The following is a 25,439-nucleotide window of genomic DNA, read 5'->3' on the forward strand; positions in this document are numbered from 1 at the left end:
TGCGCGCATTTGCGGGCTCCCGGCTGCCGAGGAGGCTTTCATGGGCCTGCCGCCCCTGGTCATGAGCAACGTAACCAAGCGCTTTGGCGCGTTCACAGCTGTGAGCGACCTGTCGCTTGACGTGCCCGAGGGCGCGATTATCGGCTTTCTCGGCCCAAATGGCGCCGGCAAGTCGACCAGTTTGCGCATGGCGCTCGGCGTGATGCAGGCTGATTCCGGCTCGGTCAGCCTGTTCGGCAAGCCGCCCGAGATTGCCACGCTGAAGCGCGTCGGCTTCCTTCCCGAAGAGCGCGGCCTCTACAAGAAGATGACCACGCGCGCCACGATCGAGCATTTCGCGCGCCTGAAAGGCCTCACCGCCCGCGACGCCCGCGCCCGCGCCATTGAGCTGCTCGACATGTCGGGCCTTTCCGAGTTCAAGACGACACGCATTTCCAAGCTGTCCAAGGGCATGGCGCAAAAGGTCCAGATCCTCTCCACGCTCGCTCACCGGCCGGACTTCCTGATCCTCGACGAACCCTTCTCCGGTCTCGACCCGGTCAACCAGCAAGTGCTCGAAGACCTTATCCGTGCCGAGCATGACCGCGGCGCCACCATCCTGTTCTCAACCCATGTGATGGAACATGCCGAACGCCTCTGCGACCGCATCGTGATGATGGCGCGTGGTCGCAAGGTTTTTGATGGCACGCTGGACCAGGCCTTTAACGCGCTGGGGCAGGGCGCCCGCATTGCCGTCAGTGAGGGCTTTGATCTCGCCGCCGCGCTTGCCCCCAAGGGTTTCGAGGCCCATCGCGCCCCCGACAAGGGCCCGGGAGATGCCTGGCGCATCAGCCTGCGACCCGGCACAGGGGCACAGGACGCCCTGCGCGCCGCCATCGAGGCTGGTGCCCCCATTGTCGGCTTTGCGCCTGAAGAGGCCCGGCTGCGCGATGTGTTTGTCTCGCTCGTGGGTGAGGCCGATGCCGCCGCCCTGCTTGAATCCACCGGGGAAGGGGCAATCGCCTGATGCGCAATGTCTACCTGATCTTCCGGCGTGACTATCTCGGTTATGTGAAGGCCTGGGGTTTCTGGCTCAGCCTCGCTGCGGTGCCGCTCTTCATGCTGATTGGCGGCACGTTCGCTGTTTTCGCCGCCAAGTCTTCGCCCGTGCGCTATTACGCCGTCGTCGAAACGGGTTCTGTCTATGCCGATGCCATCGACGGTGAGTTCGCCCGCGATGAAGCCGATATCGGCAATCAGGCCCGCGACATGGCCGATGGCATGGACCTGACCGACGACCAGCGCGACCAGTTGCGGGACAATGCAGCCGCTTCCTCACGCAAGTTCATCCGTGTGCCTGCTCCGGCAACGGCCATAGACGACCTGCGCCCCTATCTCCTCGGCCAGCAACTCGTCTCAGGGCCCCTGGGCGACAAGCCGCTCTTTGCCGTGTTCATTCCGTCGTCCGATGGCACCAGCCTCGAATACTGGAGCGATGATGTCAGCGTCAGTGGCCTCCGCTGGCAGGCTGAAAGCGCCATGCGCCGCCTCGCCCGCCAGCAGGCCTTCAGCGAGGCCGGCCTCGGCGATGACTTCCTCGACACGGTCGATGACAGCGCCCTGACTGTGCCGGCCCATCGCATCCGCACCGTCGCCGAGCAGACCACAGCCGGCTCCGAAGTCACCATGGCCGACAAGGCGCCCGTCTATGTCGCCGGCGGCCTCGCCTATTTCCTCTGGCTGATGATCTTCTCGATCATCCAGTACCTGCTGATGGGAACGATCGAAGAGCGCTCGAACAAGATATTCGACACGCTGCTGACCTCCGTGAAGCTTCCGGAACTCCTCGCAGGCAAGCTGCTCGCCGTATTCGCGGTCACGTCCACGATGATGCTGTCATGGGGCCTCTTCGCGTTCGGCGCCTCGCTCTTCGCCACCAGCCAGATCCCCGGCGGCGCGAGCCTCCTTTCGCCTTTCCTCGCGGCCTTCGCGAATCCGGCCATCATCATCCCCGGCCTGATCAGCTTCCTCCTCGGCTACATCATGTACGGCATGATCTTCATGGCCCTCGGCTCGCTCTGCGACACAATCCAGGAAGCGCAGACCCTGCTCAGCCCGATGATGATCCTGCTCATGCTGCCCATGTTCGCCATCTTCATCGCGTTTCAGGATCCGGGCTCGCCCGTCATCGACGTGGCCTCATGGATCCCGGTCTTCACGCCGTTCCTGTTGATCCTGCGCATGCCGCACAATCCGCCCATGTGGGAAATCATCGCCCAGATGCTGATCATGGTCGTCACCGCCGCCACGATCCTCTGGCTCGCCACCAAGGTCTACCGCGCAGGCGCCATCCACGGCGCCGGCATCGGCGACCTCGGCGGCGTCTTCAAACGCATGTTCAGCCGCAAGAAGGGCTAAGCGCGAAGAAGGGGCTCATCCTGAGCGAAGTCGAAGGACGAGGCCCGCGCTAACAGTTCTCATCCAGCCCTGACAGGTAATCGACGGTCTCCCTGATCGTGATGACATGGCATTGCGCCATGCCCGATGTGAGGTAGCCGGGCGTGGCGAGGGTCTCGCCCGTGCCTGCGTCCACGATTTCGAAATGCGCGTCGCCCTTGGCCTCAAAACGATCCGCCACTGTCTCGCCCGGAGTCACCATCCAGGTGTGGTCATAAATCGTCACCGTCACGGCCCGCTCGCTCTCATTGGCGATGGTCAGCGTCTGCGTGGCAAACATGTCCGGCCCCAGCCAGTAGGCGAGGCCGCAGGCCACGATCACAATCGGCACAATCGCCCAAAGGATAAGTTTCTTCATTGTCTGTCCTGCCTCGCTGCAATCAAAAGCATGGACCCGCATTCTGGCCGGATGATGACAGGCCAAAGAAAAAGCCCCGCCAGATCGCTCTGACGGGGCTTTTTTCAATGCGTAAGACGCGGAACGCCTACACGATGCCTTCGCGCTGTGCGCGCTTGCGAGCCAGTTTGCGGGCGCGACGAACGGCCTCTGCGCGCTGACGGGCTTTTTTCTCGGATGGTTTTTCAAAAGCCTGACGGGCTTTCATTTCGCGGAAGAGGCCTTCACGCTGCATCTTTTTCTTCAATGCGCGCAGGGCTTGCTCGACATTGTTATCGCGGACGACGATCTGTACGATGGGTCTTCTCCATTGGGCTGGGGGCGTCGCCCCGACTAATTCTTTACGGCTTTGTCGGCCATGAAGGGGCGCCTATATCACGCAAGAAGCAAGTTGGCCAAGCCCCTTAAGTGATGCAAAGGTAATATATGACACAAACGCCGTCAGAAGCCTACCGTTCCCGCTGGGTTACCGCCTTGCTCCCGCATGTCGCCTTTGATGGCTGGACCGATGCGGCCGCCGCCAGAGCCGCCAAAGAGGCGGGGCTCAGCCAGGGTGAACAGGCCCTTGCGGCGCCAAATGGCGTGATCGACCTGCTGGAAGCCTTTTTCGCCGCTGCCGAAGCCGAAGCAAAAGCGAATCTCGCCTCGCAGGATATGTCCGCCCTGCGCGTGCCGGACAAGGTTAAACGTGGTGTGCTGGCCTGGCTGGAGGCGCTGGAACCGAATCGCGAGGCCGTGCGCCGCGCCGCCGCGCGCGGCTTCCTGCCATGGGGCGCAGGCGCTGCTGCCCAGCGTACATGGTCGGTGGCCGACATGGTCTGGACCGCTGCAGGCGACACAGCCACCGACTATAATCGCTATTCCAAGCGCGGCCTGCTCGCCGCCGTAATTCCGGGCATCGTCATGCACTGGCTCGACAATCCCGCACCTGCCGATCTCGACGCCTATGTGTCGCGCCGACTGCAGCAGGCGTCCGGTCTCGGCCGCAGCGCAGGTAAAGTCGTCGGCCCCGTTCTGGACAGACTGAGCGCGCTGAAAAGCGCCGGAAAATCATCCGGGCGCGGACAGGAGAATTGATTTGAAGGGGGAAGGTGTCGGGCGAAAGTTGATCAAGCGCCCCAGGGGGCTGGGGGGGCTGATGGGTCCGGGGTGCTTGGTATACACCTCCGCCCGACACTTAGAAGATGACGAGCGCCGGTGTTCCACGCAAGGCCAAAAAACGGCATTTTTGCCCCAATTCGATTACAATGCGGTTAGGCGACTGCAGATTAGCGGAATCGCCAGCCGGGCGAGCCTGAAAGGATGAGATGAGCGATACGTTCTCACGGAAAATGGCGCCGGAGCCGCGGGTCGCCTTCCAGAAAGCCGAGATGCAACCCATCCTCGATGTCTATGGCCGCCTCGTCATTGCCGGAGAGGCGCGCGACTATGCCATCGGTATGGAAAAAGACATCGCCATCTTCGCCATCTTCAGGCGCCACGCCGAAAACCCGACCTGGCGCATCGAGAAAGAGCCCGCGCTCGCCAACCGTCAGGGCCAGTATGCCGTCTATGGTTCAGCCGGTCAGATCCTGCGCCGGGGCCGAGAGCTCAAACAGGTCCTGCGCGTTTTTGATACGCGCCGCTTCACTGTTGTGAAGTAAGCACATCCGTCGAATTTCACCTAATCTGTTAACCTCTTGTTAACTAAAAAATTCTTGCGCGTTCTTTTGGAACATATTAGGAACAGGAACACGAGAACGGAGCAGGAACATGGGTATCGCAGTCAGCTTTCGGGGACGGTCTGGTAAGGCCTGGGAATTTCAGCGCGTGGCAGCAGATGCCCCTTGGGCCCGCAGCCCGGGCGTGGTCATCTTCGCCGCGCCGGACGCCTACGGATGGCGCCTCATCCGTGTTGTAGAGCTGTCGGGCAAGCCGCACGACCTGCAGCCCATCTGGGCCCTGGCAGAGGCCGAGCGCTACGGCGCGAACGCCGTCTTCCTCGCCCTTGAGTTCGACGCCGCGACGCGCAGCCTGATGGCCAACGACATCGAGGAAGGCTTCTCGACCGTCTGCTTTACCGATCATTCCCGCAAAATCGCGGCCTGATCCCTATTCGCCCTTGCCCGGGCTGGTCAGTGCGGCCTGGGCATCGGCGGTTTCGGCCAGTCGGGTGAGTTCAATGAACTCGGCGCGATAGCCAAATTCATCTTCGCCCTTGGCACCCAGCCCCAGGTTTCGAATTGCCTCCCACCCGAACCCTGTGCCAAGGGCGTCCCCGCCTTTCAGCATTTCGCCAAATCCGGCTACGGCCGTAGCGAACCGGGCCCATTCCGGCGCGGTGTCCACGCTCTTGGAGCGATCCTTGTCGGTCACGGCATGGGTGATGAGGGTGGAGTCGCTTGCGCCCGGCGCCTTGTAGCGCAGCTTCACGAAGGCGTACTCGCCCTTGGTGCTGCCAGCCTTGGCCGCGTCGCCATAGCGGAGCGGGTCAATCGCCGCGCCGTCAGAGCCTGCTGGTGTCACTTCATAGATCGCCGTCACGCTTGTGCCCGCCCCAATGTCGCCAGCATCCACCTTGTCATTGTTGAAATCCTCGCGCTCCAGCATCCGCGTCTCGTAGCCGATGAGGCGATATTCCGCGATCCGGGCCGGGTTGAACTCCACTTGGATCTTCACATCATCCGCAATCGGGAAAATATTGCCCGCCATGTCATCGGCCAGCACTTTGCGCGCCTCCGACAGCGTGTCGACATAGGCCGCGATGCCATTCCCCGTCTGGGCAATCTTCTGCATCATCGCATCATTGTAATTGCCGCGCCCGAAGCCGATCACCGAGAGATAGATTCCCGTATCGCGTTTGCGGGAGACAAAATCCTCAAGCTGTTCGGGGTCTGAAATCCCCACATTGAAGTCGCCATCGGTCAGCAGCATCACGCGGTTGACCGCATCCTTCTTCAGGCCCTGTTCGGCGAGCGAATAGGCAAGGCGCAGGCCTTCGCCGCCCGCAGTCGAGCCGCCTGCCTGCAGGTCTTCCAGCGCCGCCACGATCTTGCGCTTATCGCTCACCGGCGTCGGCGGCAGGATTTCACCCGCAGCTCCGGCATAGACCACGATCGCAATCGTGTCCGTCGGCGCCATCTCCTCCAGCATCAGCTTGATCGCCTGCTTGGCCAGCGGCAGCTTGTCCTCGGAGAACATCGAGCCCGACACGTCCATCAGAAGCGTCAGATTGATCGGCGGGCGCGCATCGCGGTCAATGTCGCGGCCCTGGATGCCGATCTGCATCAGTTCGCGCCCCGCATTGAAGGGCGACGGCATCAGGTTGACGCTGGTCGAGAACGGGTCCGCGCCTTTCTCAGGCTGCGGATAGGTATAGTCGAAATAATTGATCAGCTCCTCGATGCGCACGGCGTCCTTCGGCGGCAGCGTGCCCCCCTTCAGGAAGCGACGCACGTTTGCGTAAGACGCTGTGTCCACATCAATCGAGAAAGTCGAGACCGGCTCTTCGCTGGTCAGCTTCACCGGATTGGCATCGACATCCTCATACTTGTCCCGGAATTCCGGTTCCGGTGGGGCCTGCATCGGCATCGGCGCCGGCATGGAGCGGCCCATAACGGCGGCCATTTCTGCTGAAGCGGCGGCCGGCGGTGGTGGTGCAGGCGGGGGAGGGGGCGGTGGTGGCGGCGGCGTTGCCGCAACCACCTCATCTGCCGGCGCGCCGGTCTCCGATGCACATCCTGTCAGCAGCGCTGCCGCTGCCACACTTGCCAATACCAATCCATGCAGTCGCATATCCCGTGTCCCTCCGTTTCGCGTCCGGGTACAGAGTGGCCGAGTCGTCATGGCGGGAATAGGGCAGAGTCAGGATTGTTTGGAGATTTCTAAGTCCTCAGTTGGATCGGTCGACCTGCGCGCCATACCATTGCTCCACATCTTTCTCCAGAATGTCGAGCGGACGCGGCCCGCCTGCGAGGATCACTTCATGGAAGGCCGCGCGGTCGAATTTCGGCCCCAGAACACGCTCGGCACGCTCGCGCAGGTCCAGGATGCGTTGGCGTCCCACCCAATAGGCCGCTGCCTGTCCCGGCCACACCGTATAGCGATCAACTTCCGCTGCCATGGCCGGTTCAGGCTGTCCGGTTACGCTGGTCAGATAGTCGATCGCCTGCTGACGGGTCCAGCGCATCCGGTGGATGCCGGTATCGGCGACGAGCCTTGCCGCGCGGAACAACATGCTCTGCAAATAGCCGATGCGCCCCAGCGGATCATCCGCATAGAGCCCCATGTCGTCCGCCAGCGTTTCAGCATAGACGCCCCAGCCTTCGCCATAGGCTACGTTCCAGATCATCTGGCGCGCCAGCGGCAGGTTCGCGCGCTCTGCCGCCACAGCGCTCTCCAGGTGATGGCCCGGCAGCGTCTCGTGATAGACCAGCGTGGCAAGGGTAAAGTCAGGCCAGTCGGTCATGTCCTTCAGGTTGATCTCGAACACCCCGGGCGCTGTGCCATTGGCCGGCGCCGCACTATAGAAGGCCGAGGGGGAGGAGTTCTGCAAGAAGTCCGGTACGGCGCGGATGGCCACGCGCGTCTTAGGCAATTTCGGAATCTCGCCTCCGAGTGCCGATTCTGCTTTCTGCTCCAGCAGCCGCATGCGTTCCAGCAGTGCGATCCGGCCTTCTTCCGTGTCGGGATAGGCCTGTTCCGGCAGGGCTGCCAGCGCGACCAGCCGCTCGGCGACTGTGCCTTCAACAAAGCCCGCCTCGGTCAGCGCCGCATCGATCTGATCGGTCAGCGCGATCACTTCGCGCTTGCCCAAGGCGTGCAGCTCTTCAGCGCTCACCCCGTCATAGGTATAGGCCGCCAGCGAGGCATCATAATAAGCGTCGCCATCCGGCAGCTGCCACACGCCCGGTTGCGACGGCGCCTTGGTGGCGAGTGCAATCATGTCGTCGGCAAAGCGCTCATAGGCCGGCAGGATCTTGTCCTCCACCATCTCGCGCGCCTGCAGGGCCAGCTTTTCTCGCTCTTCAGATGTCAGGTCTTCCGGCCCGGAGAGCAGGCTGTCCAGCGTCACCACGAGAATGTGGGTTTCGGCCGGGCTTTGGCCCATCTCGGTCGCCAGCACCGCCATCCGCCGCAGGATGAAATCCGGCGGGATTACGCCTGCCGAGGCATCGGCGTAAAGCCGGCGGCGTTCGTCATCAATCGCATCGGGCAGGGCGGCAAGGCGCGCAATATAGTCTCGGGCATCCTGCGCCGTCAGCACGGGGTGTGATTTCGTCATCAGGTCCGGCACGTCGATATAAGCGCCGCGCATCTGGTCAGCGACATAAGGATAGGCGATGCCGAGCCCGGTCTGCCCATGTCCGGCCACGAACAGGCTCTCGGCGGTCTCATAGGCCTTGATCAGCGTTTCCAGATTATGCGCCTGCGCGCTGCCCGGTGCGGGCTTCGGCGTATCGGCCAGTGCCTGGAGCATTTCCAGCCGCGATACGCGGGTGCGCTCATAGGCGGCCTGCGAACGGTCCGTCAGATAGCGGTTGAAGTCATAGCCAACCGTCTTTTCGGTCAGGCCCAGTCGTGTCGCCAGTTCCGGGTCGCGCGCCAGCTCGGTCTGCGCCAGCGTCGTCATCAATTGGTCCACCTGCCGCGCGATTCGGCGTGGCGTGCCGGAATCATCGACCGGGGCCGAACACGTGGCCAGCGGCAGGGCCATGGCAAGGCCGATCGCTGCTGAAGCTACGCGCTTTTGGAAGCTGGTTAGCCTCTGCATGAACATGTCGTCGTTTTCACCTTGTCTAGACTGTACTTCAAGCCGGTTCGGGTGTTGTGGCCAGCCCCTATTTCCGCTAACGCTCGGCCCATCAAATCAGGAGCAGACACGTGAACAACCCCCCTGCAACACCGCAAAACGGCGGTACTTCGCCTCTCACAGGCCAAGTCCTCTTCTACCAGCAGCCCCAGCCGCTGTCTCCGGAAGATCACGGTGGCCTTGGCGTCAAGCAGGTCGCTGAACCCTTCGGTTTCATGCGTCAGGCGCACGCCGTGCCGATCACGGTCACCGAGTTTGGTCTTGCGGCCGCCTCGTATCCGATCATCTTTGTCGGCGCTGACCGTACGCCGGTCGCAGTCATGGGCGTCCGTCAGGGCCAGAACCTGTTCGTCGATGCCAATGGCCGTGTGCCGGATGATCACTATGTGCCCGCCTTCGTGCGCCGCTATCCGTTCGTGTTTGCGTCCGATGACCAGTCAGATCGCCTGATCCTGTGCGTCGACCGCGCTGCGCCCATGGTGTCCAACCAGCCGGAAGTGCCTTTCTTCGAGAATGGCCAGCCGACCAAGTTCACCAATGATGCCATCGAATTCTGCAAGGAATTCGAGCGTCAGCGCCGTGCAACCGCTGAATTCACCAAGATGATTATGGATCTCGACCTGATGGAAGAGAAATCCATCGGCTTCCAGCCGCGCGATGCGCAGGGCAATGAATCCGGTCCGCAGCAGAAAGTGGCTGACTATTTCGCCATTTCCGAAGAGCGCCTCAGCGCCCTTCAAGACGACAAATACCTTGAGCTGCGCAACAATGGTGCCCTTGGTGCCTGCTATGCGCACCTCGTCTCGCTGCTTAACTGGCAGAAGATCATCCAGCGCGCCATCCGTAGCGCGCCGGCGGCCCAGCCTGCTGCCTGATCGCTATTTATACCTTAATTCAGGGGCGGCGCCGCAAGGCGCCGCCCTTTTTGCATCTGCGGCACATTGCTCGCGCCGTGTTCACGAAAAGGCGAGGGTCTTCATTCTCCAGCCAATCGCAGGCATATGGGCAGCTGGCATAATGAAAGCCCTGTCATGATCCGTATCTTCACAAGTCTTCTGGCCATCTTCTTCCTCGGCGCCTTGGCCTCTGCCAGCGCCGCGCCCGTCGATGGCGGCCATGCCCGTGTCGAGCTGATCGCGGAGCGTTCCAGCGTCATGCCGGGCGAAACGATCTATGCCGCCCTCAAGATGGACCTTGATCCCGATTGGCACGTCTATTGGCGCAATGCGGGCGATGCTGGCCTGCCGCCGGAACTGATCTATCGGGAAACCAGCAACATTCCCGGCGGCGCCATTGGCGATTTTGTCTGGCCCGTCCCGCATCTCCTGCCTGTCGTTGAGGGCGAGATCATGGATTACGGCTACAGCCATGAGGTCATCCTGCCATTCCCGCTGATGATCCCGGCCAATGCTTCCGGCACGGTCCAGCTCGATGTCGTGGCCGATTATCTTATCTGTGAAGACATCTGCGTGCCCGAAACGGCCGATGTCTCACTGACGCTGAATGTTGGCGAACCCGTACCTGACACCCAAAACGGCGACATGATCTCGCAATGGATCGCGCAGGCGCCGCTGGCATTTGTCGGCGAGGCCCATGTCGATACTGAGGCCACGCCCTGGAAGCTCAGCCTGCGCGGCGAGCCCGGCCTCACGCGCGACGCCGATATCCGCTTCTTCCCCTTCGGTCACGAGATCAGCCACCCCGCCGCCCAGCCGGTCAGTTTCGGCTCGGCAGGCGCAACGCTGACGCTGACCCCCGCAGGCAGTGCGCCGCTTGAAGGCAATCTCGACGGCGTCCTCGTCGTGGAACACGCTGACGGCACGCGCCTCGGCTATGAAATCTCGGCTGCGCAGGGGCCGGCCTTTGAAAACACGTCCGGTCTCGCCGCGATCCGCTCCGGCAAGGGCGGGGCAGGGGGCGGCAGCAGCCTCCTCACGCTTGCCTTTTTCGCCCTGATCGGCGGCCTCATCCTCAATCTCATGCCCTGCGTGCTGCCGGTCCTCTCGATCAAGGCCATGGGTATGGTCTCTGCCGCCGCCAGCGGCCACGCCAACGAGCTGCGCAGCCATGGCATCTGGTACACGGCCGGCGTCCTTGTCTCCTTCGCCGCCCTGGCAGGTGCGATCGTTGCCGTGCGCGCCGCTACAGGCTCGGCCACGCTTGGCTTCCAGCTTCAGAACGGGCCGACCGTCGCCATTCTCGCGCTCATCATGTTCGCCATTGGCCTCTGGCTGATGGGCCTCTTCGAGCTCGGCACATCCATCCAGAACACTGGCAGCGGTCTCGCCAGCCGCAACGGCGCCGCTGGCGCCTTCTTCACCGGCATCCTCGCCGCCGTCGTCGGCGCGCCCTGCGTCGGGCCGTTCCTCGGCGTGGCCCTCGGCGCCGTGCTCAGCCAGCCCGCGCCTGCCGTCTTCATCGTCTTCCTCGCTATGGGCTTTGGCCTCGCGCTACCCTTCCTGCTGCTCAGCTTTGTGCCCGGCCTGAAGCGCCTCCTGCCGAAGCCCGGCAAGTGGATGGAAACGCTGAAACAATTCTTCGCTTTCCCCATGTTCCTCACCGCAGCCTGGCTCCTCTCCGTGCTTGGCGCCCTCTCCGGCCACAGCGCTGTTGCGTGGACCGTCGCTGGTGCCACCGCCATCACCTTCGCCATCTGGCTCGCCCGTCGCGGCGGCATTCCCGCCCGCGCGGTTGCGGCTGCAATCCTCGTCCTCGGCTTTGCCTACCCGGCCCTGCGCGCCAATGCGCCTGCCGCCGCTGAAGGCAACTCGGCCGCCTATGCCGCCAAATACGAAACCGAAGCCTGGAGCCCTGAGCGCGTCTCCGAGCTGACTGCGCAAGGCCGCCCCGTCTTCGTCGACTTCACCGCCACATGGTGCGCCACCTGCCAGCTGAACAAGCTCAGCACGCTGAAAACCGCCGCTGTGCAGGAGGCTTTCGCCGACGCCAATGTCGCCTTCCTCGTGGCAGACTTCACCCGCAAGGATCCCGTCATCGCCGAGGAACTGAAGCGCCGCGAACGCGCAGGCGTGCCCATGTATCTCTGGTATCCTGCCGGTGCCTCAGAGCCCGATATCCTGCCTGAAATCCTGTCTAAAGACCTTGTGATTGGACTTCTTGCCCCATCATGACTTGAATACGGGGCGGGAGGGGTCGATTTTTACATCAGATACCAAGGAGACTGCCCATGTTCAGCCGCCGCAACTTTTCCCTCGCCGCAGGCATGGCCGCCGCTGTCGCACTGACAGCTGGCGCCCTTATCGCCTCGACGGCCAATGCCAGCCCGCTCGTGGCGCCCGGCGAACCGGCGCCGGCCTTTATCGGTCTTGATTCCGAAGGCCAGAGCGTCTCCCTCGCTGATTTCGCCGGCAAGACGGTCGTCCTCGAATGGACCAATGATGGCTGCCCCTTCGTCCAGAAGCATTATACAACGCCGCCCTCGAACATGCAGACGCTGCAGACCGAAGCTGCCGCCGATGACGTTGTCTGGCTCTCGGTCATCTCCTCGGCCCCAGGCAAGCAGGGCCATGTTTCCGGCAATGAGGCCAATGCCCTGACCTCCAGCCGCAGCGCCGCCCCGGCTCACGTCATCCTCGACCCGTCCGGCGACATCGGCCGCCTCTACGGCGCCAAGACGACGCCCCACATGTTTGTAATCAAGGCTGACGGCACGCTGGCCTATGAAGGTGCCATCGATTCCAAACCCTCCGCCCGCGTCGACGATATCGACACGGCCACCAATTACGTCCGGGCCGCCCTCACCCGCGTGGCCGCCGACGAGCCCGTCACGGTTGCCAGCTCCAAGCCCTATGGCTGCTCTGTGAAGTACGAATAGGCCTCAGCGGTCCGGCGCCAAATTGGCCGGGCCTTAGACAGCTTCCGCGATGTCGAACCCGGCCACCCTGCCGTCCCGAAAATGGAAGACGTGTCCGACCGTCTTGTCCTTCAGCCCGTGCGTCTGCCCCTCTAGCGGCTTGCCCTCGAGATCACGGACGGATTGGCGGACCTCCGCGAGGATCGCGCCATCCGCCATTCGCTGAAAGCCCAAAGGCTCGACGTGCGGACTGACCATGGTCCACTGGCGCGTCCAGTATTCGCGCACGGCCTCGCGGCCATGAACATGTCCGCCATCCATCCCGTTGGCCCAGGCAACATCATCGGTCAGCACGGCCAGAACGCCGTCAATGTCGCGTGCGTTGAAGCTGACATACATGCGTTCAACGGTTTTGATGTCATCTTCCATCGCGTCGCTCCTTGCAGAGTTTGGGTATTGTATCGAATACATATGCACGTATATATTTGAGACTGGATAGGTGCAAGGGGTGATTTGCGATGGACATGAATGTGCTTTCGACGCCGGGGCACCTGATCAGTCTGGCGGCGCGCGGTTTCGCCCGCCTCAGCGAAGCGCGGCTCAAGCCGCTTGGCTTCGGCGTGGGGCACCTGCCCGTGCTGGTCGCGCTCCAGGATGGCCGTGCCAGCACGCAACGCGATCTCGCCCGCTTTGCGCGGGTCGAACAGCCGCCAATGGCCCAGATGCTCGCCCGCATGGAGCGCGACGGGCTGATCCGGCGCACGCCTGACCCGGCCGATGGACGCAGCAGCCTCATCACGCTGACAGAGCGCGCAGAAGCACGCCTGCCGGACGCCGTTGCCGTCCTGCTGCAGGGAAATGATGACGTGCTGCGCGACTTCACGGACGAGGAGGCAGGTCTGCTCGTAACCCTGCTGACGCGCCTGATCGCAAACCTTGATCGGGTCGCAGGCGCCGAAGCCTCGCCCGGCCCGGAACGCTCATCCTGAGCGAAGTCGAAGGACGAGCGTGGGCTTCCTGTTCTTGCCGTACGGGCCCGTCCTCCGACTTCGCTCAGGATGAGCCCCTCTTGTGCCCATCCCCTGCGTCAGGCTTGCCTTCACCCCCCTCCCATTTATGACAGGTATGTCTAAAAAGAGGGGCAGGCCATGAGTTCAGGATCCGACAGTATCGTCCGCGACCAGCCGGCGGAAATGCCCTCCGAAGGCGGCCCGCTGCTCGAATATCACGGCAACCTGCCGCCATCGCCCGCCTGGTTCCAGGACGCCGTCGCAACGCCCTACGAGACCCATTTCGTTGACGTCAAAGGCGCCAAGGTCCGCTACCAGCGCTGGGGCCAGCGCGGACGGCCCGGCCTGCTCCTCGTGCACGGCAACGGCGCCCATGCGCACTGGTGGGACTTCATCGCGCCCTATTTCGCCCAGCATTACAATGTCGCCGCGCTCACCTTCTCCGGCATGGGCGACAGCGAGTGGCGCGAGAAATACGACATGGCGACCTTCGCCGAAGAGGAAGTCGCCGTCGCCGAGGATGCAGGCCTCTTCGATGCGGACGTAAAGCCCATCATCGTCGCCCATTCCTTCGGCGGCTTCGTCACCCTCGTCACCGGCGCCGAACATGGCGACCGCTTCACCGGCATGGTCATCGTCGACAGCCCCGTGAATCCCCCGGAACGGCCCCATCAGGGTCCGCCGCGCTCCGGTCGCCCCAACAAGGTCTATGATGATCTCGCCAGCGCGCTTGGCCGCTTCCGCCTCGCGCCGCCGCAGATCTGCGACAACCATTACGCCATGGACTATATCGCCCGCTGGAGCCTCAAGAAGGCCGATGGCGGCTGGACGTGGAAGTTCGATCCCTCGATCTGGACCCATTTCGAGCCGAACGACGCGCCCGGCGACATGCTGAAGGCTGCCAAGTGCCGCATCGCCATCATTCGCGGCGAGGAAAGTGCGCTGATGCCCGATGATGTCGGCGCCTATATGCGCAAGCTGCTCGGCCATCAGGTGCCGTTCATATCGATCCCGCATGCGCGCCACCATGTCATGCTCGACCAGCCGCTCGCCTTCGTCTCGGCCCTGCGCACGCTGCTCGCTGAATGGGACCATTCAGAGCCCCACCGCAGCGTATAAGCGCCGGAAATCACGCGGGCTTTCCACGGGAAAGCCTTGCCCGCATCGCCCGCCGCACGGTGAATCGCGCCGGGAAAACACGCCGTCTCTCCGACCGGGCTGAAACCCGTGAGAGGCTTGGCGCATGTCTCTCACGCCGCTCGATCCTTTCCAGTCCCTTGTCGTGCTTGCCTGGCGCCGGGCCGATTATCTCGTGCATCAAATGGTGCGCGCGCTCGGCCTTGGCTTGCTGCCTTGCAAGCCCTTCCTGCTGCGCCCCGTGCGCGCCCGCCTCGCGGCAGACCTTGCCCGCTTCGAGGCCCTGACGCGTCGCCTGCTCGTGCTGATGGTTCTGGAGAAGGGGCTGTCGAATTACGGCGTCGCCCGGTCCCCCGTCGCTGCCCGCCGGAAACAGCCCGCAAGCGCGCACACATCTGCGCCCAAATCACGCCGCTGCCTTACACTGCCTGCTTTCCGGCTTGCCGAAAGCACAGGCCGGTCGGCAAGCACGCCGCCACCCCGCCGTCTCAAAGGCGGCCCGCGTCCGCGCATCCTGCGCCTCGACCAGCCATTGCCGCCACCCGAGCCCTGGGAATATCCCGTCCTCTCCGAAGACCTTGTGCCGAGCCAGCCGCTCATCCGCCGCCTCGTCGCCCTGAATCAGGTCTTCGTGGATCCGGCCACTCATCTTGCCCGCATGGGGCGCCACCTCCTGCGGCGGGCCAGGGCTCAGCCCGCGACACGCCGCTACAGGCTCGGCGCACTCCCTCCAGCCGCCCGCGCCCGCCGCGTCCCGAAGGACGAACGCGACGCCCTCGAACAACTCCACGACGAAGCCATCTACCAGCTGGACAATCTGAACTCGTCCTGACGCGCAGCCCCCCTTATCCTCCCCCGTAAAACGGGGGAGGTGGCTGGACGCGTAGCGGCCAGTCGGAGGGGGAGTGTGATATATTATGCAGATGCCCCCTCCGCCCCTTCGGGGCACCTCCTCCGCGCGCGGGGGAGGATAAAGGGCATTGTGCTTGAATCAGTCCTCAAGCCGAATAGTCAAACACCGGCCAGCGCTCAGCGATCACCGACGCCTCGCCTACCTATTCGGCTGCGCGGGGCAGCGAGGCGACATAGGCCGTCACGGCCTGCGCATCGGCATCCGACATTGCATAGCGCGGCATCGGTGGCAGCACCGGCACGCCGCTCGGCCGCGGGCCACCAGTCATGAAGGCTGTGAACTCGCCATCCGTCCAGCCTTCGGGCAGCCCGGCAATCGATGGCGCAACCGGCGCCCATGGCATCTCGGCCAGCGGGGCGAAAGGCAGCGGTCCGCCCTGCAGCGCATGGCCCATGTCCGGGCCGGTCGGCGTCATCGCCGTATGACAATCATGGCACCCTGTAATGCTCACCAGGTATTGCCCGCGCGCTACCGGGTCTTCAACGACCGGCACCTCGGCCACCTCTACTGGCGCAGCGGCTTCAGCGGCAGGCGCTGCTGGTGCTGCAGATTCGGTCGGCGTGCACGCCGACAACCCCACGAGTGCCAGTGCACCCGCCAAGCCTGATTTTATCATGGAAATGGGTCCCACCCGTTAGCGCCGCACAGTCGCGGCGCAAGGCGAAATCTACATGATTTCCCCGGGATTTGGAATATCCTGATTTGCGGCCCGCAGCCTCAAGCCGAATAATCAAACACCGGCCAGCGCTCTGTGATCGCGCCATCCTCATAGACGGCAATATCCCCGAATTGCAGGAACACCGCTTCGCTCTGATGCGGGCGCAGGAACACGAATTCGTCGGCGGCGATCTGCAGCTCCGGCCCGCCATTCAGCATTTCCTGGTTGGACGAGCGCCCGAATGTCTTGTTGTAGGCAAGGCCCGGCGGGTCGACCGGATCGGCCAGCCAGTTGCCGCCATAGATGAACACGGTCTTCGACGCGTTCGGGTTCCAGGCCTTGGTCGCGCCATCGGCAAATTCCAGGCCCGGCATATGCGTCACCGGCATGGACTTGATCACCGGCGTCGCAATGAAGCTCGCCGGCACGTGCGGCTCCAGCAGCGTCGTGTCGAAATGCGTCGGCTTGACGAGGCACGAGCCGGCCGACACTTCGCTGGCAATCTCCGTATCCTGATAGGTCCGGTAGGTCGGGCTGCCGGCCGCATTGCGCGTGATGCCTTTCATGGCGTCCGCGCCGAACACTTCGGTCGCCTGCGCCAGTGCCGCCGCATAGCCCGTGCGCACGCCCTTCATCGCCCGCGCCTGCCAGCCCATGGCCGTCGGCAGCGAAGCAATGTGCGGATCGTATCCCATGAAGCCTGCAAAGCTGAGGCGTGGATTGGCTTTGATCGCCTCCAGCATGCCTTTCAGCGCGCTGCCCGCAACCATGCCGCCCCGGTGCAGGCCCACGTCCAGCTCGATATTGATCGCCAGGTCGCGGCCCACCTGATCGGCAAGCTCTGCATATTGCGCCAGCCGCGCCGGCGTATCGACCAGCCACTGAATATTGTCCGCCGCGCCGGAATAGTCCGCTGGCAGCTGTTCGAAATAATGCCGCGCCGCCACCACGGGCAGGGGCTTGCCGAGCAGCTGGTTTGCCTCCGGCATGGCCTGCGAAATTTCCAGCAGCATGGGCAGGTTGAAAGTCATCAACCGGTCCGTGCCCGTCCGCTCGCGAATGTGCTGGATCAGCCCCAGCGAGGGCAGGGACTTTGCGACGATGCGATAGTTCATGCCCGCTGGCAGGAAGCCTTTCAGCGTGTCGATGTTTGCGTTCAGCCGCGCCTTGTCCACTACCATGGTCGGTTGCGCGATGCCCGCCGCAATCAGCGCCTTCTGCACGTCGAGGAAATAGGCGTCACGCGGGCCGCTCTTGTCACCGGGTTTCATCATCAGGGCTGTTACTCCTACCAGGGCCGCTCCGCCCAGAATTACGTTGCGGCGCGAAAATTCAATCATTGAAAGGCTCTCCAAACAGGTAGGCCAGATACGGGTTCAGGAACTTGCCTGCCGGGTCCAGCTCGCGCCGCAGCGCCAGGAAGTCGTCGAATTTCGGGTACAGGCCTGAAAGCTCCGCCTTGCCGAGCGAGTGGTGCTTGCCCCAGTGCGGCCGCCCGCCATTCGCCCGGTGGATCGGTTCGATCTCCGAGAAGAAATAGTCATAGCGCTCATCCACCGCCGCATGGATCGCTACCGAAATACGCGGGCCCGCGTTGAACGGACTCAGCCAGGCCTCATCCGGCGCAATGAACCGCACTTCCAAGGGGAAGAAAACGTCCTTGTGCGTCTCCAATTGGGCAATCACTTCGCGCAGGCCCTTGATGCCATTCTCGCGGGGCAGATGGTATTCCATCTCGTTGAACTTGGTCGGCCGCGTCGTCGACAGCAGCTTGTAGGAACTGTCGCTGAAATCCTCGATCGTGCCCTTGGGCAGCGCCGCGCCGACAATCTTGCGCCGCAGCCACGGCGCCCACCCGAACTGGTTACGCAGCATCTTCAGCTGGTCCAGCGTCTCGTCGTCAATATCATCGCCCCGCCCGGTGACAGGCCCCTCATGCAGGTCATGGCTGATCGCCGCGCCATAGCCGGTATGCGGGAAATAGTAGAATTCGAAATTGCGGTGCGTCCCGGCCAGCTCTTCGGCCCGCGCGATCAGCTCGTCGATCGGCTCCACCCACAGCTTCCGGTGCAGGTTGAAGCTCGGCACGGTCTTCAGCGTGTATTGCGAGATAACACCCAGCCCGCCAAGCGACACGCGCCCCGCGGCGAACAGGTCCGGATGGCTTTGCGCGGTCACATCCATCACGTCGCCCGTGGCGGTCACCAGCCGGAAACCGGCAATATGGTCATGCAGCGCGGTCAGTGTTTCGCCGGTGCCATGCGTCGCTGTGGAAAAGCTGCCCGCCAGCGTCTGCACATCAATGTCCGGCAGGTTGGGCAGGGCCCGGCCCACTTCGGCCAGCTCCGTTGCCATCTGGAACAGGCGTGTGCCCGCCCCGAACACGGCATGGCCTGTCTGTTCATCAAATGATTTCAGGCCCGTCAGACGGCTCACATCCACCATCACGCCTTCACTCGGCGCAAGGCCCACAAAGGAATGGCCGCTCCCATAAGGGCGCATGCGGGACGTCGTTCCGGCAATCAGTTCGCTCAGCTCATCCTCGCTGGCGGGCAGGCTGATCGCCTCAGGCGTCGCCCGCTGAACGCCCGACCAATTCATCCAGCTGTCCTCGCCGTCCGGCGCCTCCGGATAGTCAGGTTCATAGTCGGGGCGTGTGAAATCACGCCCGGTCCAGGCTATGTGCTTTTCGACGGGAATCGCAGCGCTGCCTGCAGCAACCGCGCCTCCTGCCAACAAAATGGTTCGTCTCGAAACCGGCATACCCTCTCCCTCCGATCCTCCGAAGAGGATAGGACACGGGCATCGGCTCCGCTGTCAATAGATGACGTAGGCGTCAGTTTTTTTGCAGAGCGCTTTGCCTATTCGGCAGGGCAGGGATCAGCCTGCGAAGGCTTTCTCGATCACGAATTCGGCCGGCGCGGAATTGGACCCTTCGGTCAGGCCATTGGCGATCATCAGCGCCTTCACGTCCTGGATCATTTCCATCGAGCCGCAAATCATCGCCCGGTCGGTTGCCGGGTCGAGCTTCGGCACGCCGAGCGCCTCGAACAATTTGTCGGTCTCGATCAGCGTCGTGATCCGCCCCATTGTCGGGTGCGGCGTGCGCGTGCAGCTGGTGAAGAGCTTCAGCTTGCCGTTCGACATCTCGCCAACCAGCGGGTCATTGGCAATGTCGCGCACAAGGTTTGTCGAATAGGCCAGTTCGCCATTGTCGCGGCACGTATGCGTCACGATCACTTCGTCATAGCGTTCATATGTGTCGGGGTCGCGGATCAGGCTGGCGAAGGGCGCAAAGCCGGTGCCGGTGGAGAACATGTAGAGCCGCTTGCCGGGCGTCAGCGCGTCCAGCACCAGCGTGCCGGTCGGCTTCTTGCCCAACAGCACCTTGTCGCCTGGCTGGATTGATTGCAGGCGCGATGTCAACGGGCCGTCGGGCACCTTGATTGAATAGAATTCCAGTTCCTCGTCCCAGGCAGGGGAGGCGATGGAATAGGCGCGCAGCAGGGGTTTGCCGTCTTCCTTGGGCAAGCCGATCATCACAAATTCCCCGGTGCGGAAGCGGAAGCTCTGCGGGCGGGTAATGCGGAAACGGAACAGCCGGTCGGTATAATGCTCGACGCTGAGGACAGTCTCCTCGGTCGGGGCATTCGGGTTCACTTTCGGTGCAGGCGTCGCAGCAGCGGCAGATGCATCAGCAGACATGGGCAGGCCTCTTTACAGGGGGCGGCATTACAGGTTCAGCCCGCAAATGACCCCTCGGGCCTGCAAAAGCAAGGCGTCAGATTGGCAGTTTAGTTTTGCTGAACAGTCGGGGCCAGGGCTATTTCCGGCCAGTCGGACACCCAATGCACATCGGCATCCTTGATCGAATGGGCGCCGTTCAGCTCGTAGATATTCTCATATCCATAGCCATAAAGGTTGATGAAAGTCGGCACGTTGAGCGCCAGCTCCATCCGTTTCAGCATCACTGGCGCCGTATTGTCGCTGAAATTGTTGTTGCAATAGATCAGGATGCGCGTGGTCTTGTCGCCCAGCGCCGCGGCCAGTTTCGCGTCGGTGAAATCGGAAAAATTGACGTTCACGGCGCCCTCGATATGGCCCATGTGGAAAGCCTCGGCGCTGCGCGTATCCAGCAGGATCGTGCCTGGCTCGGCCTTCATCGCGTTGAATGTCTTAAGGTCCACAAGGCGGGCCTGCCGATAGGCGGCGAGTTCGCTGCTGAGGCCGACAAAGCCGTCATAGTCAATCAGGGCTTCGGCTGGCTGAGGTGTCTCCTGCGCCTCGGCATTGGCCAGCAGGCCGCAGCCGACAAAGGCGGCGATCGTCAGTATTCCCAGGATGGCATTGCGCTTCACGCCCACGGGAAATCTCCTTTGCGTATCCCATTGCCTGTGAATCCTTGCTCGCAATTACGGCAGGATTGCGGAGGACGCCGTGGCATTGCCGCCGCAATCGCTTTCAGCCAGTTTCAACAACGCTGTGTCGCAGCCCCGTCCGCAGCCGCAGGACGTAAAGGTAAACACCTCAGGGCTGTATTTTGCCATTCTGTATGAATTACTACAGATTTGGCGTTTTGATTCAGGAAATAAATACATATTCCGCCTAAGGCTCGTTAAGCAAGGAATACCGTATGCATTTTGAGTCGGCCCCTATCCAGAGAACGCCTGCCCTGACACGGGAGATGGGTTTCCATGATGTGGCGGCTTTCTTCCGGCAGTATCCCGACGCGACGCTATGCCCGGTGATCGACGCGCAGCAGGTTCCGATCGGCTATGTGTCCTCCCTGTCTTTCCAGACAATGCTCGCCTCGCCCTTCGGCCATGCGCTGCACGAAAAGAAGAAGATTCATGACCTGATGAAGTCCAGCGCGGACTTTCCCTCCATCCGCGACAGGATTGCGGATGTCATCGGGCGCTATATTTCCGACGACAGGACGATCCGCGACGGCCTCGTGCTCGTCGATCAGCATGGCCGCTATTACGGCATCATGAGTGGCCTTCACGTGTTCGAAGCCATGAACAAGATCCATACGAGCATGCTGGCAAAGCTGACACTTGAAATTGCCGAACGCAAAGTTGCCGAAGAGAAAATCAAGTCTCTGGCCGATGAAGACCCGCTCACGGGAATCCTCAACCGGCGCGCCTTTGTCCGCGAGGTCGATGCCCATATCGCGCGGGGCATTCCCTTTGCCTGCGCTTTTGTCGACCTCGACCGGTTCAAGCACCTGAATGACCGTTACGGCCATGCGGTCGGCGATGAAGTGCTCAAGGCGATATCAAACCGCCTGTCGAATAATGCGGCGCTGGCGCATGCGGCCCGGCTGGGCGGGGACGAGTTTGCCTTTGTGGTCCGGGCGTCCGGTGGGTCTGCTGCGATCCAGCAGATTTTAGAGGACACACAGGCAGAACTAATCCGCGGCATCGATTCCGCTGTCGGCCAAGTCTTTGTCGGTGCCTCCATCGGCTATGCCATCCACCTTATGGACACGTTCGAGCAGGCGGCCATGCTGCATGCCGCCGACAAGTCCATGCTGCGGATCAAGGGGCAGGGCGGCGGCGTTGCCCGCTTCAACAGGGTGCTCGACATCGGCAGCCGCGAGGCCGACATGGTGGATCTCGCGCTCGTCTCAGCTGTGGCGAACAAGCGTTTCGAGCCGGCGTTCCAGCCCATACTGGATGTTCGCACCGGCCGCGTTGTCGGCCATGAAATGCTCGCCCGCTGGCCGCAAAGTGGTCTCCAGTCCGATCCCATGCCCAGCCAGTTCATCCAGGCTGCCGAGCGCCTCGGGCTGATTGACCCGCTGTTTTGGTCGCTCGCAGACAAGGCCGTTGCAAGCATGGATGACAGCGAGACATTCCTCGCGCTGAACATCTCGCCGACCCAGCTCTGTTCGGACTATTTCCTCGACAAGCTCGACAGCCTGCTCACACGCCACAATGTCGACCCGGGGCGCCTGGAGCTGGAAGTCACCGAGCATATCTATTTCAGCAATCTCGATCTCAGCACGGAAATCCTTACAAAGGTGCGCGCCATGGGCGTGTCTGTCGCGCTCGACGATTTCGGCACGGGCTATTCCTCACTCAAGCTGATCGACCAGCTGCCGATCGACAAAATCAAGATCGACCGCTCTTTCGTTGCCCAGGAAGGTGGCAAGACCGTGCGCGGGACGATCCTCAAGGCCACGATTGCGCTCTGCAAGGAGCTCGGCATCAAGAGCTGCACCGAGGGTATCGAGACGCGCGAGAATCTCCATCTCATCGCGCAGCTGGGATGCGACCTCGCGCAGGGTTACCTGATCGGTCGGCCGGAGCTGCGCGCGCCAGCGCCCGTTGGCATCATGCAGCGTTCAGCCTGACAGAGTATGGTCTGAGCCTGAAACCAGCACTGCGCTGACGCGTTCATCCTGTCGGCATGGAAAACGTATTCATCACTTCCTTCGAGACGAGCCTGCCCTGGGGTGTCATTGCGTTGCGACTCGGAGCCGCCTGCGCGCTCGGCATTGCCATTGGCATCGACAGGGAAGTGCGTGATCGTCCGGCAGGCTTGCGAACGCACATGCTCACGGCGCTGGCAGCCGCCATGTTTGCCATCATCGCCATCGAGATGATGGCAAGTCTGGCTGGTGAAGACCGTCACACCCAGTTCGATCCGATACGCGTAGTGGAAGCGGTCACGGCAGGCGTCGCCTTTCTCGCCGCCGGGACGATCATTCAGGCGCGTGGGTCCGTAAAAGGTCTGACGACGGGGGCAGGCATGTGGCTTGCTGGCGCAGTCGGTCTCGCATGCGGGGCAGGGTATCTAACGGTCGCTGTCATCGGCGCCGTGTTCGCCATTGTCATCCTCTTGCCCTTCCGTATCATCGAGAGCCGTTTGCTGGGAAAGCGGCGGATCCTTGGCCGCGAGGAACCTGACAATGACGTCTGAAACGACGCGCTTCGAATTTCGCTGCTGGCCCGAACTCACGTCCGCGCTGCGCCGGGATATCGAGACGCGCTATAATCTGGCACCCGCAAACCGGCGGACCGATATCTATTTCCCGGCCGCTCACCGCGACGACCTGCTGATCAAGCTGCGAAGCGGCAGTCGCTTCGACATCAAGGCCTGCATAGGCTGGCAGGCCCCGCTGGAAATCTGGCAGGTGCAGATGGCGTCGGACTTTCCGCTGACGCCGGACGAACAGGCCATGTTGGCTGTCATCTTCCCTGATATGGACTGTGCCGACGAGCCGCTCGCAAATCCCGCCGATGCGCTGCGTCGTCTGGGGGCCGTCGCCCCGGTCCGTGCAGTCGAAAAGGTCCGCCGGCTGAGCGATGCAGGCGGTCTGCGCGCCGAGCTGACAGAAGCAACCTGCGCCGGTATCGCGCAATGGACGCTGGCGTTCGAAAGCGCCTCGGACACTCAAGTGATGGATGAACTGGCCGCGCTCTCGCTCGGCCTGTCCAGGAATCTCAGTTATGGCGCCGCCTTGCGCCATCCGGCGCTGTTTGGCGGGGCTCTCGCTTGAGTAGACCCTTACTCGGCGTCGAGCAGTGGCAGGCCGAGGGCCGCTTCCACATCGGCCCAGCTCACCATTTTGAAATTCTGGTCCTGTTCCTTCAGCGGGTTGGCATCGTCCTGCACCGCCAGAAGGCCGCGCGGATAACCAGGCAGGGCGGCCGAGACGATGTCGAGCCCGTCAGTGTGGGTAACACCGTCAACGCCTGCTTCAGTGTTTTCGACCAGCATGAAAGCGCCCATCGGCGTGTGCGGTGCCTGGCGTTCGTACACGACATAGCGATTGGCTTCCTGCGCCGATGCAACGATCCAGCCCTTGCCATCCTTGCCGCGCCACATCGAGACGCCCTCGACATCGGCCACGAGACCATTACCCGCGGCAATCGTGTCGAGTTCGATCGGCTGGGAGTCCGCCTCTTCATAGGCCAGCGTCCAGATGCCGTGACCTTCCTCGCCGATCACCAGCTGGCCATTGACCTCGTCAAACACGCAGCCTTCCAGCTGGGTCGCCAGCTTCACACTGCGCAGCAGCTTGCCGGTGACGCCATCGGCTTCGCCCTCAATCTTCCAGAGTTCAACCGTGCCATCCTTGTAGGTGACGCCGGCAATCGGGTTGGAATTACCGTCGCCTAGGCAGATGCCGTAAGGCTCGGTCTTGCCCGTCTGGATGTCGTTGATATGGGCGATCTCGCCCGTCGTGCGTTTGATCGAGAAGACCGAAATGCCCTGCGTGTCATTGCTGGCCACGGCGAGGTCGAAGGGGCCGCCAAGGTCCTGGCGCACGTCGACATTGTTGATCGGGCCGAGTGGCAGGCGCTGGACTTCAGACCCGTCGAGCGCGAACACGACCAGACCTTCCTGCTTGTTGGTGCCCAGGATCAGCGATTTCGCCGGATCGGTCGGGCTGACCCAGATGGCTGGATCGTCCGCGCTGTCGCCCGTCGCACCGACAAGGCCGGTCTCGGCAAGCGGCATGACGGAAGCGGTCGGGAAGGCCGGAACGCTGGCGCAGGCAGCAAGGGCGAGCGCCGATGCGCAGGCAAGAACGAGGCGGGCAGGGGACATGTCAGGCTCCATCAGGGTCGGGTTTGTGCCCGGCTATAACGGTGATGGCGCTACTCAACCAGCCGCATATTTGCGACGATTGCGTGACATCGCGGCCCCTGGATAAGCGGTTCTCAGCCGACGGGGAAACGGCCCATCCGCTCTTCCCAATGGCGACGGCAGAGGGAGAGATAAGTCGTCTTTTCGATTGACACCTGATCGCCCTCTGTCAGCGCCTTGCCGTCCGGCCCGATGCGCACGACCATCGTGGCCTTGCTGCCGCATTCGCAGATCGTGCGGATTTCGCGCAGATTGTCGGCAATCGCCAGCAAGGCCGCCGAGCCCTCAAACAGTTCGCCCCGGAAGTCCGTGCGCAGCCCATAGGTCAGAACCGGCACATGCAAATAGTCGGTCACACGCGCCAGCTGCCAGACCTGCGCCTTGGTGAGGAACTGCGCCTCGTCGACAAAGATGGCATCCAGCCGCCCTTTGGCCATCACGTCCTGAATCAGCGCAAAGAGGTCTACCTTGTCGGAATAGAGCGTCGCTTCGGAACTGATACCGATGCGTGAGGAAATATGCCCGTCCTCGGTGCCGCCATAGAGTTCGGAGGTCAGCAGCAGCACATCCATGCCCCGCTCACGGTAATTGTGCGCCGCCTGAAGCAGGATGGTCGACTTCCCGGCATTCATCGCCGCATAGGAGAAATAGAGCTTGGCCATGGTCTAGTTTGTCACAATTT

26 protein-coding genes are annotated in these 25,439 nt (G+C 62.6%); 14 read left to right on the forward strand and 12 right to left on the reverse strand.

Annotated features, from left to right (window positions below):
* The first annotated feature begins 40 nt into the window (after positions 1-40).
* Together HOC_RS10570 and HOC_RS10575 are read left to right on the forward strand one after the other, a co-directional pair.
* Positions 41-1,006, forward strand: a complete 966-nt coding sequence (locus HOC_RS10570; protein ID WP_035538308.1) for an ABC transporter ATP-binding protein — start codon at positions 41-43, stop codon at positions 1,004-1,006.
* A complete protein-coding gene (locus HOC_RS10575; protein WP_035538309.1) occupies positions 1,006-2,397 on the forward strand; it encodes an ABC transporter permease in 1,392 nt (463 codons plus the stop codon). The genes HOC_RS10570 and HOC_RS10575 overlap by 1 nt, the downstream gene beginning before the upstream one ends.
* A 49-nt stretch (positions 2,398-2,446) precedes the next feature.
* On the opposite strand, the gene HOC_RS10580 is transcribed toward HOC_RS10575, so the two are convergent.
* Positions 2,447-2,794, reverse strand: coding sequence for a hypothetical protein (locus HOC_RS10580; protein WP_035538311.1), 348 nt, complete (start codon positions 2,792-2,794; stop codon positions 2,447-2,449).
* A 127-nt stretch (positions 2,795-2,921) separates the two neighbouring features.
* Entirely contained in the window at positions 2,922-3,131 is a 210-nt protein-coding gene (rpsU, locus tag HOC_RS21780; protein ID WP_034739875.1) for a 30S ribosomal protein S21, read from the reverse strand.
* 128 nt (positions 3,132-3,259) lie between these two features.
* Between rpsU and HOC_RS10590 the strand changes: the two genes are divergently transcribed.
* From HOC_RS10590 to HOC_RS10605, 3 genes are all read left to right on the forward strand, one after another.
* On the forward strand, positions 3,260-3,910 hold the full coding sequence (locus tag HOC_RS10590; RefSeq protein ID WP_035538313.1) for a COQ9 family protein: 651 nt from the start codon (positions 3,260-3,262) through the stop codon (positions 3,908-3,910).
* Positions 3,911-4,140: 230 nt separating this feature from the next.
* Positions 4,141-4,476 carry a DUF2794 domain-containing protein gene (locus HOC_RS10600; RefSeq protein ID WP_051624753.1) on the forward strand — a complete coding sequence of 112 codons (336 nt, stop codon included), beginning with the start codon at positions 4,141-4,143 and terminating at the stop codon, positions 4,474-4,476.
* 109 nt (positions 4,477-4,585) lie between these two features.
* On the forward strand, positions 4,586-4,921 hold the full coding sequence (locus tag HOC_RS10605) for a hypothetical protein (protein WP_034739882.1): 336 nt from the start codon (positions 4,586-4,588) through the stop codon (positions 4,919-4,921).
* 3 nt (positions 4,922-4,924) lie between these two features.
* Here HOC_RS10605 and HOC_RS10610 read toward each other — a convergent pair whose 3' ends face one another.
* Positions 4,925-6,607, reverse strand: coding sequence for a vWA domain-containing protein (locus tag HOC_RS10610; protein ID WP_051624755.1), 1,683 nt, complete (start codon positions 6,605-6,607; stop codon positions 4,925-4,927).
* Positions 6,608-6,704: 97 nt separating this feature from the next.
* Positions 6,705-8,591, reverse strand: a complete 1,887-nt coding sequence (locus tag HOC_RS10615) for a DUF885 domain-containing protein (protein ID WP_051624757.1) — start codon at positions 8,589-8,591, stop codon at positions 6,705-6,707.
* A 104-nt stretch (positions 8,592-8,695) separates the two neighbouring features.
* On the opposite strand from HOC_RS10615, the gene HOC_RS10620 reads away from it, so the two are divergent.
* From HOC_RS10620 to HOC_RS10630, 3 genes are all read left to right on the forward strand, one after another.
* On the forward strand, positions 8,696-9,499 hold the full coding sequence (locus HOC_RS10620) for a SapC family protein (protein WP_035538315.1): 804 nt from the start codon (positions 8,696-8,698) through the stop codon (positions 9,497-9,499).
* A gap of 156 nt (positions 9,500-9,655) precedes the next feature.
* Entirely contained in the window at positions 9,656-11,755 is a 2,100-nt protein-coding gene (locus tag HOC_RS10625; protein ID WP_035538390.1) for a protein-disulfide reductase DsbD family protein, read from the forward strand.
* 56 nt (positions 11,756-11,811) lie between these two features.
* Positions 11,812-12,459, forward strand: coding sequence for a redoxin family protein (locus tag HOC_RS10630; protein WP_035538317.1), 648 nt, complete (start codon positions 11,812-11,814; stop codon positions 12,457-12,459).
* A 33-nt stretch (positions 12,460-12,492) separates the two neighbouring features.
* Here the strand turns inward: HOC_RS10630 and HOC_RS10635 are convergent, their stop codons facing one another.
* Positions 12,493-12,867, reverse strand: a complete 375-nt coding sequence (locus HOC_RS10635; protein ID WP_035538319.1) for a nuclear transport factor 2 family protein — start codon at positions 12,865-12,867, stop codon at positions 12,493-12,495.
* 89 nt (positions 12,868-12,956) lie between these two features.
* Here HOC_RS10635 and HOC_RS10640 point away from each other — a divergent pair, with 89 nt between their 5' ends.
* The 3 genes from HOC_RS10640 to HOC_RS10650 all read left to right on the forward strand — a co-directional run bounded on the left by HOC_RS10640 (position 12,957) and on the right by HOC_RS10650 (position 15,417).
* Positions 12,957-13,427: a MarR family winged helix-turn-helix transcriptional regulator gene (locus HOC_RS10640; RefSeq protein ID WP_035538322.1), complete on the forward strand. Its 471-nt coding sequence runs from the start codon at positions 12,957-12,959 to the stop codon at positions 13,425-13,427.
* Positions 13,428-13,586: 159 nt separating this feature from the next.
* Positions 13,587-14,567, forward strand: a complete 981-nt coding sequence (locus tag HOC_RS10645) for an alpha/beta fold hydrolase (protein WP_084146256.1) — start codon at positions 13,587-13,589, stop codon at positions 14,565-14,567.
* Between the two features lie 124 nt (positions 14,568-14,691).
* Positions 14,692-15,417, forward strand: a complete 726-nt coding sequence (locus HOC_RS10650; RefSeq protein WP_035538323.1) for a hypothetical protein — start codon at positions 14,692-14,694, stop codon at positions 15,415-15,417.
* Positions 15,418-15,640: 223 nt separating this feature from the next.
* On the opposite strand, the gene HOC_RS22165 is transcribed toward HOC_RS10650, so the two are convergent.
* From HOC_RS22165 to HOC_RS21215, 5 genes are all read right to left on the reverse strand, one after another.
* On the reverse strand, positions 15,641-16,114 hold the full coding sequence (locus HOC_RS22165) for a c-type cytochrome (protein WP_156950459.1): 474 nt from the start codon (positions 16,112-16,114) through the stop codon (positions 15,641-15,643).
* A 101-nt stretch (positions 16,115-16,215) separates the two neighbouring features.
* Positions 16,216-17,430, reverse strand: a complete 1,215-nt coding sequence (locus tag HOC_RS10660) for an alanine racemase (RefSeq protein WP_162174828.1) — start codon at positions 17,428-17,430, stop codon at positions 16,216-16,218.
* A 58-nt stretch (positions 17,431-17,488) separates the two neighbouring features.
* Positions 17,489-18,919 carry a D-arabinono-1,4-lactone oxidase gene (locus HOC_RS10665; protein WP_035538328.1) on the reverse strand — a complete coding sequence of 477 codons (1,431 nt, stop codon included), beginning with the start codon at positions 18,917-18,919 and terminating at the stop codon, positions 17,489-17,491.
* Between the two features lie 117 nt (positions 18,920-19,036).
* A complete protein-coding gene (locus HOC_RS10670) occupies positions 19,037-19,861 on the reverse strand; it encodes a ferredoxin--NADP reductase (RefSeq protein ID WP_051624762.1) in 825 nt (274 codons plus the stop codon).
* 89 nt (positions 19,862-19,950) lie between these two features.
* A complete protein-coding gene (locus tag HOC_RS21215; RefSeq protein ID WP_051624764.1) occupies positions 19,951-20,520 on the reverse strand; it encodes a rhodanese-like domain-containing protein in 570 nt (189 codons plus the stop codon).
* A 269-nt stretch (positions 20,521-20,789) separates the two neighbouring features.
* Between HOC_RS21215 and HOC_RS10680 the strand changes: the two genes are divergently transcribed.
* The 3 genes from HOC_RS10680 to HOC_RS10690 are packed head-to-tail and all read left to right on the forward strand — an operon-like array spanning position 20,790 to position 23,663.
* Positions 20,790-22,514, forward strand: coding sequence for an EAL domain-containing protein (locus tag HOC_RS10680; RefSeq protein ID WP_084146257.1), 1,725 nt, complete (start codon positions 20,790-20,792; stop codon positions 22,512-22,514).
* 56 nt (positions 22,515-22,570) lie between these two features.
* A complete protein-coding gene (locus HOC_RS10685; protein WP_035538332.1) occupies positions 22,571-23,083 on the forward strand; it encodes an MgtC/SapB family protein in 513 nt (170 codons plus the stop codon).
* On the forward strand, positions 23,073-23,663 hold the full coding sequence (locus HOC_RS10690) for a hypothetical protein (protein ID WP_035538334.1): 591 nt from the start codon (positions 23,073-23,075) through the stop codon (positions 23,661-23,663). The genes HOC_RS10685 and HOC_RS10690 overlap by 11 nt, the downstream gene beginning before the upstream one ends.
* Positions 23,664-23,671: 8 nt before the next feature.
* Here HOC_RS10690 and HOC_RS10695 read toward each other — a convergent pair whose 3' ends face one another.
* Both HOC_RS10695 and HOC_RS10700 read right to left on the reverse strand, forming a co-directional pair.
* A complete protein-coding gene (locus tag HOC_RS10695; RefSeq protein WP_035538336.1) occupies positions 23,672-24,718 on the reverse strand; it encodes a phytase in 1,047 nt (348 codons plus the stop codon).
* A 113-nt stretch (positions 24,719-24,831) separates the two neighbouring features.
* The gene (locus HOC_RS10700; RefSeq protein ID WP_035538338.1) at positions 24,832-25,419 is read right to left on the reverse strand and encodes a thymidine kinase; all 588 of its coding nucleotides are present in this window, start codon (positions 25,417-25,419) and stop codon (positions 24,832-24,834) included.
* Positions 25,420-25,439 lie beyond the last annotated feature (20 nt).

Source organism: Hyphomonas oceanitis SCH89 (genome assembly GCF_000685295.1).
Classification (GTDB): domain Bacteria; phylum Pseudomonadota; class Alphaproteobacteria; order Caulobacterales; family Hyphomonadaceae; genus Hyphomonas; species Hyphomonas oceanitis.

Coding starts and splice junctions, on each gene's coding strand:
- HOC_RS10570 (WP_035538308.1), top strand. CDS start 41: ATGGGCCTGCCGCCCCTGGTCATGAGCAACGTAACCAAGCGCTTTGGC.
- HOC_RS10575 (WP_035538309.1), top strand. CDS start 1,006: ATGCGCAATGTCTACCTGATCTTCCGGCGTGACTATCTCGGTTATGTG.
- HOC_RS10580 (WP_035538311.1), bottom strand. CDS start 2,794: ATGAAGAAACTTATCCTTTGGGCGATTGTGCCGATTGTGATCGTGGCC.
- HOC_RS10590 (WP_035538313.1), top strand. CDS start 3,260: ATGACACAAACGCCGTCAGAAGCCTACCGTTCCCGCTGGGTTACCGCC.
- HOC_RS10600 (WP_051624753.1), top strand. CDS start 4,141: ATGAGCGATACGTTCTCACGGAAAATGGCGCCGGAGCCGCGGGTCGCC.
- HOC_RS10605 (WP_034739882.1), top strand. CDS start 4,586: ATGGGTATCGCAGTCAGCTTTCGGGGACGGTCTGGTAAGGCCTGGGAA.
- HOC_RS10610 (WP_051624755.1), bottom strand. CDS start 6,607: ATGCGACTGCATGGATTGGTATTGGCAAGTGTGGCAGCGGCAGCGCTG.
- HOC_RS10615 (WP_051624757.1), bottom strand. CDS start 8,591: ATGTTCATGCAGAGGCTAACCAGCTTCCAAAAGCGCGTAGCTTCAGCA.
- HOC_RS10625 (WP_035538390.1), top strand. CDS start 9,656: ATGATCCGTATCTTCACAAGTCTTCTGGCCATCTTCTTCCTCGGCGCC.
- HOC_RS10630 (WP_035538317.1), top strand. CDS start 11,812: ATGTTCAGCCGCCGCAACTTTTCCCTCGCCGCAGGCATGGCCGCCGCT.
- HOC_RS10635 (WP_035538319.1), bottom strand. CDS start 12,867: ATGGAAGATGACATCAAAACCGTTGAACGCATGTATGTCAGCTTCAAC.
- HOC_RS10640 (WP_035538322.1), top strand. CDS start 12,957: ATGGACATGAATGTGCTTTCGACGCCGGGGCACCTGATCAGTCTGGCG.
- HOC_RS10645 (WP_084146256.1), top strand. CDS start 13,587: ATGAGTTCAGGATCCGACAGTATCGTCCGCGACCAGCCGGCGGAAATG.
- HOC_RS10650 (WP_035538323.1), top strand. CDS start 14,692: ATGTCTCTCACGCCGCTCGATCCTTTCCAGTCCCTTGTCGTGCTTGCC.
- HOC_RS22165 (WP_156950459.1), bottom strand. CDS start 16,114: ATGATAAAATCAGGCTTGGCGGGTGCACTGGCACTCGTGGGGTTGTCG.
- HOC_RS10660 (WP_162174828.1), bottom strand. CDS start 17,430: ATGATGAAACCCGGTGACAAGAGCGGCCCGCGTGACGCCTATTTCCTC.
- HOC_RS10665 (WP_035538328.1), bottom strand. CDS start 18,919: ATGCCGGTTTCGAGACGAACCATTTTGTTGGCAGGAGGCGCGGTTGCT.
- HOC_RS10670 (WP_051624762.1), bottom strand. CDS start 19,861: ATGTCTGCTGATGCATCTGCCGCTGCTGCGACGCCTGCACCGAAAGTG.
- HOC_RS10680 (WP_084146257.1), top strand. CDS start 20,790: ATGCATTTTGAGTCGGCCCCTATCCAGAGAACGCCTGCCCTGACACGG.
- HOC_RS10685 (WP_035538332.1), top strand. CDS start 22,571: ATGGAAAACGTATTCATCACTTCCTTCGAGACGAGCCTGCCCTGGGGT.
- HOC_RS10690 (WP_035538334.1), top strand. CDS start 23,073: ATGACGTCTGAAACGACGCGCTTCGAATTTCGCTGCTGGCCCGAACTC.
- HOC_RS10695 (WP_035538336.1), bottom strand. CDS start 24,718: ATGTCCCCTGCCCGCCTCGTTCTTGCCTGCGCATCGGCGCTCGCCCTT.
- HOC_RS10700 (WP_035538338.1), bottom strand. CDS start 25,419: ATGGCCAAGCTCTATTTCTCCTATGCGGCGATGAATGCCGGGAAGTCG.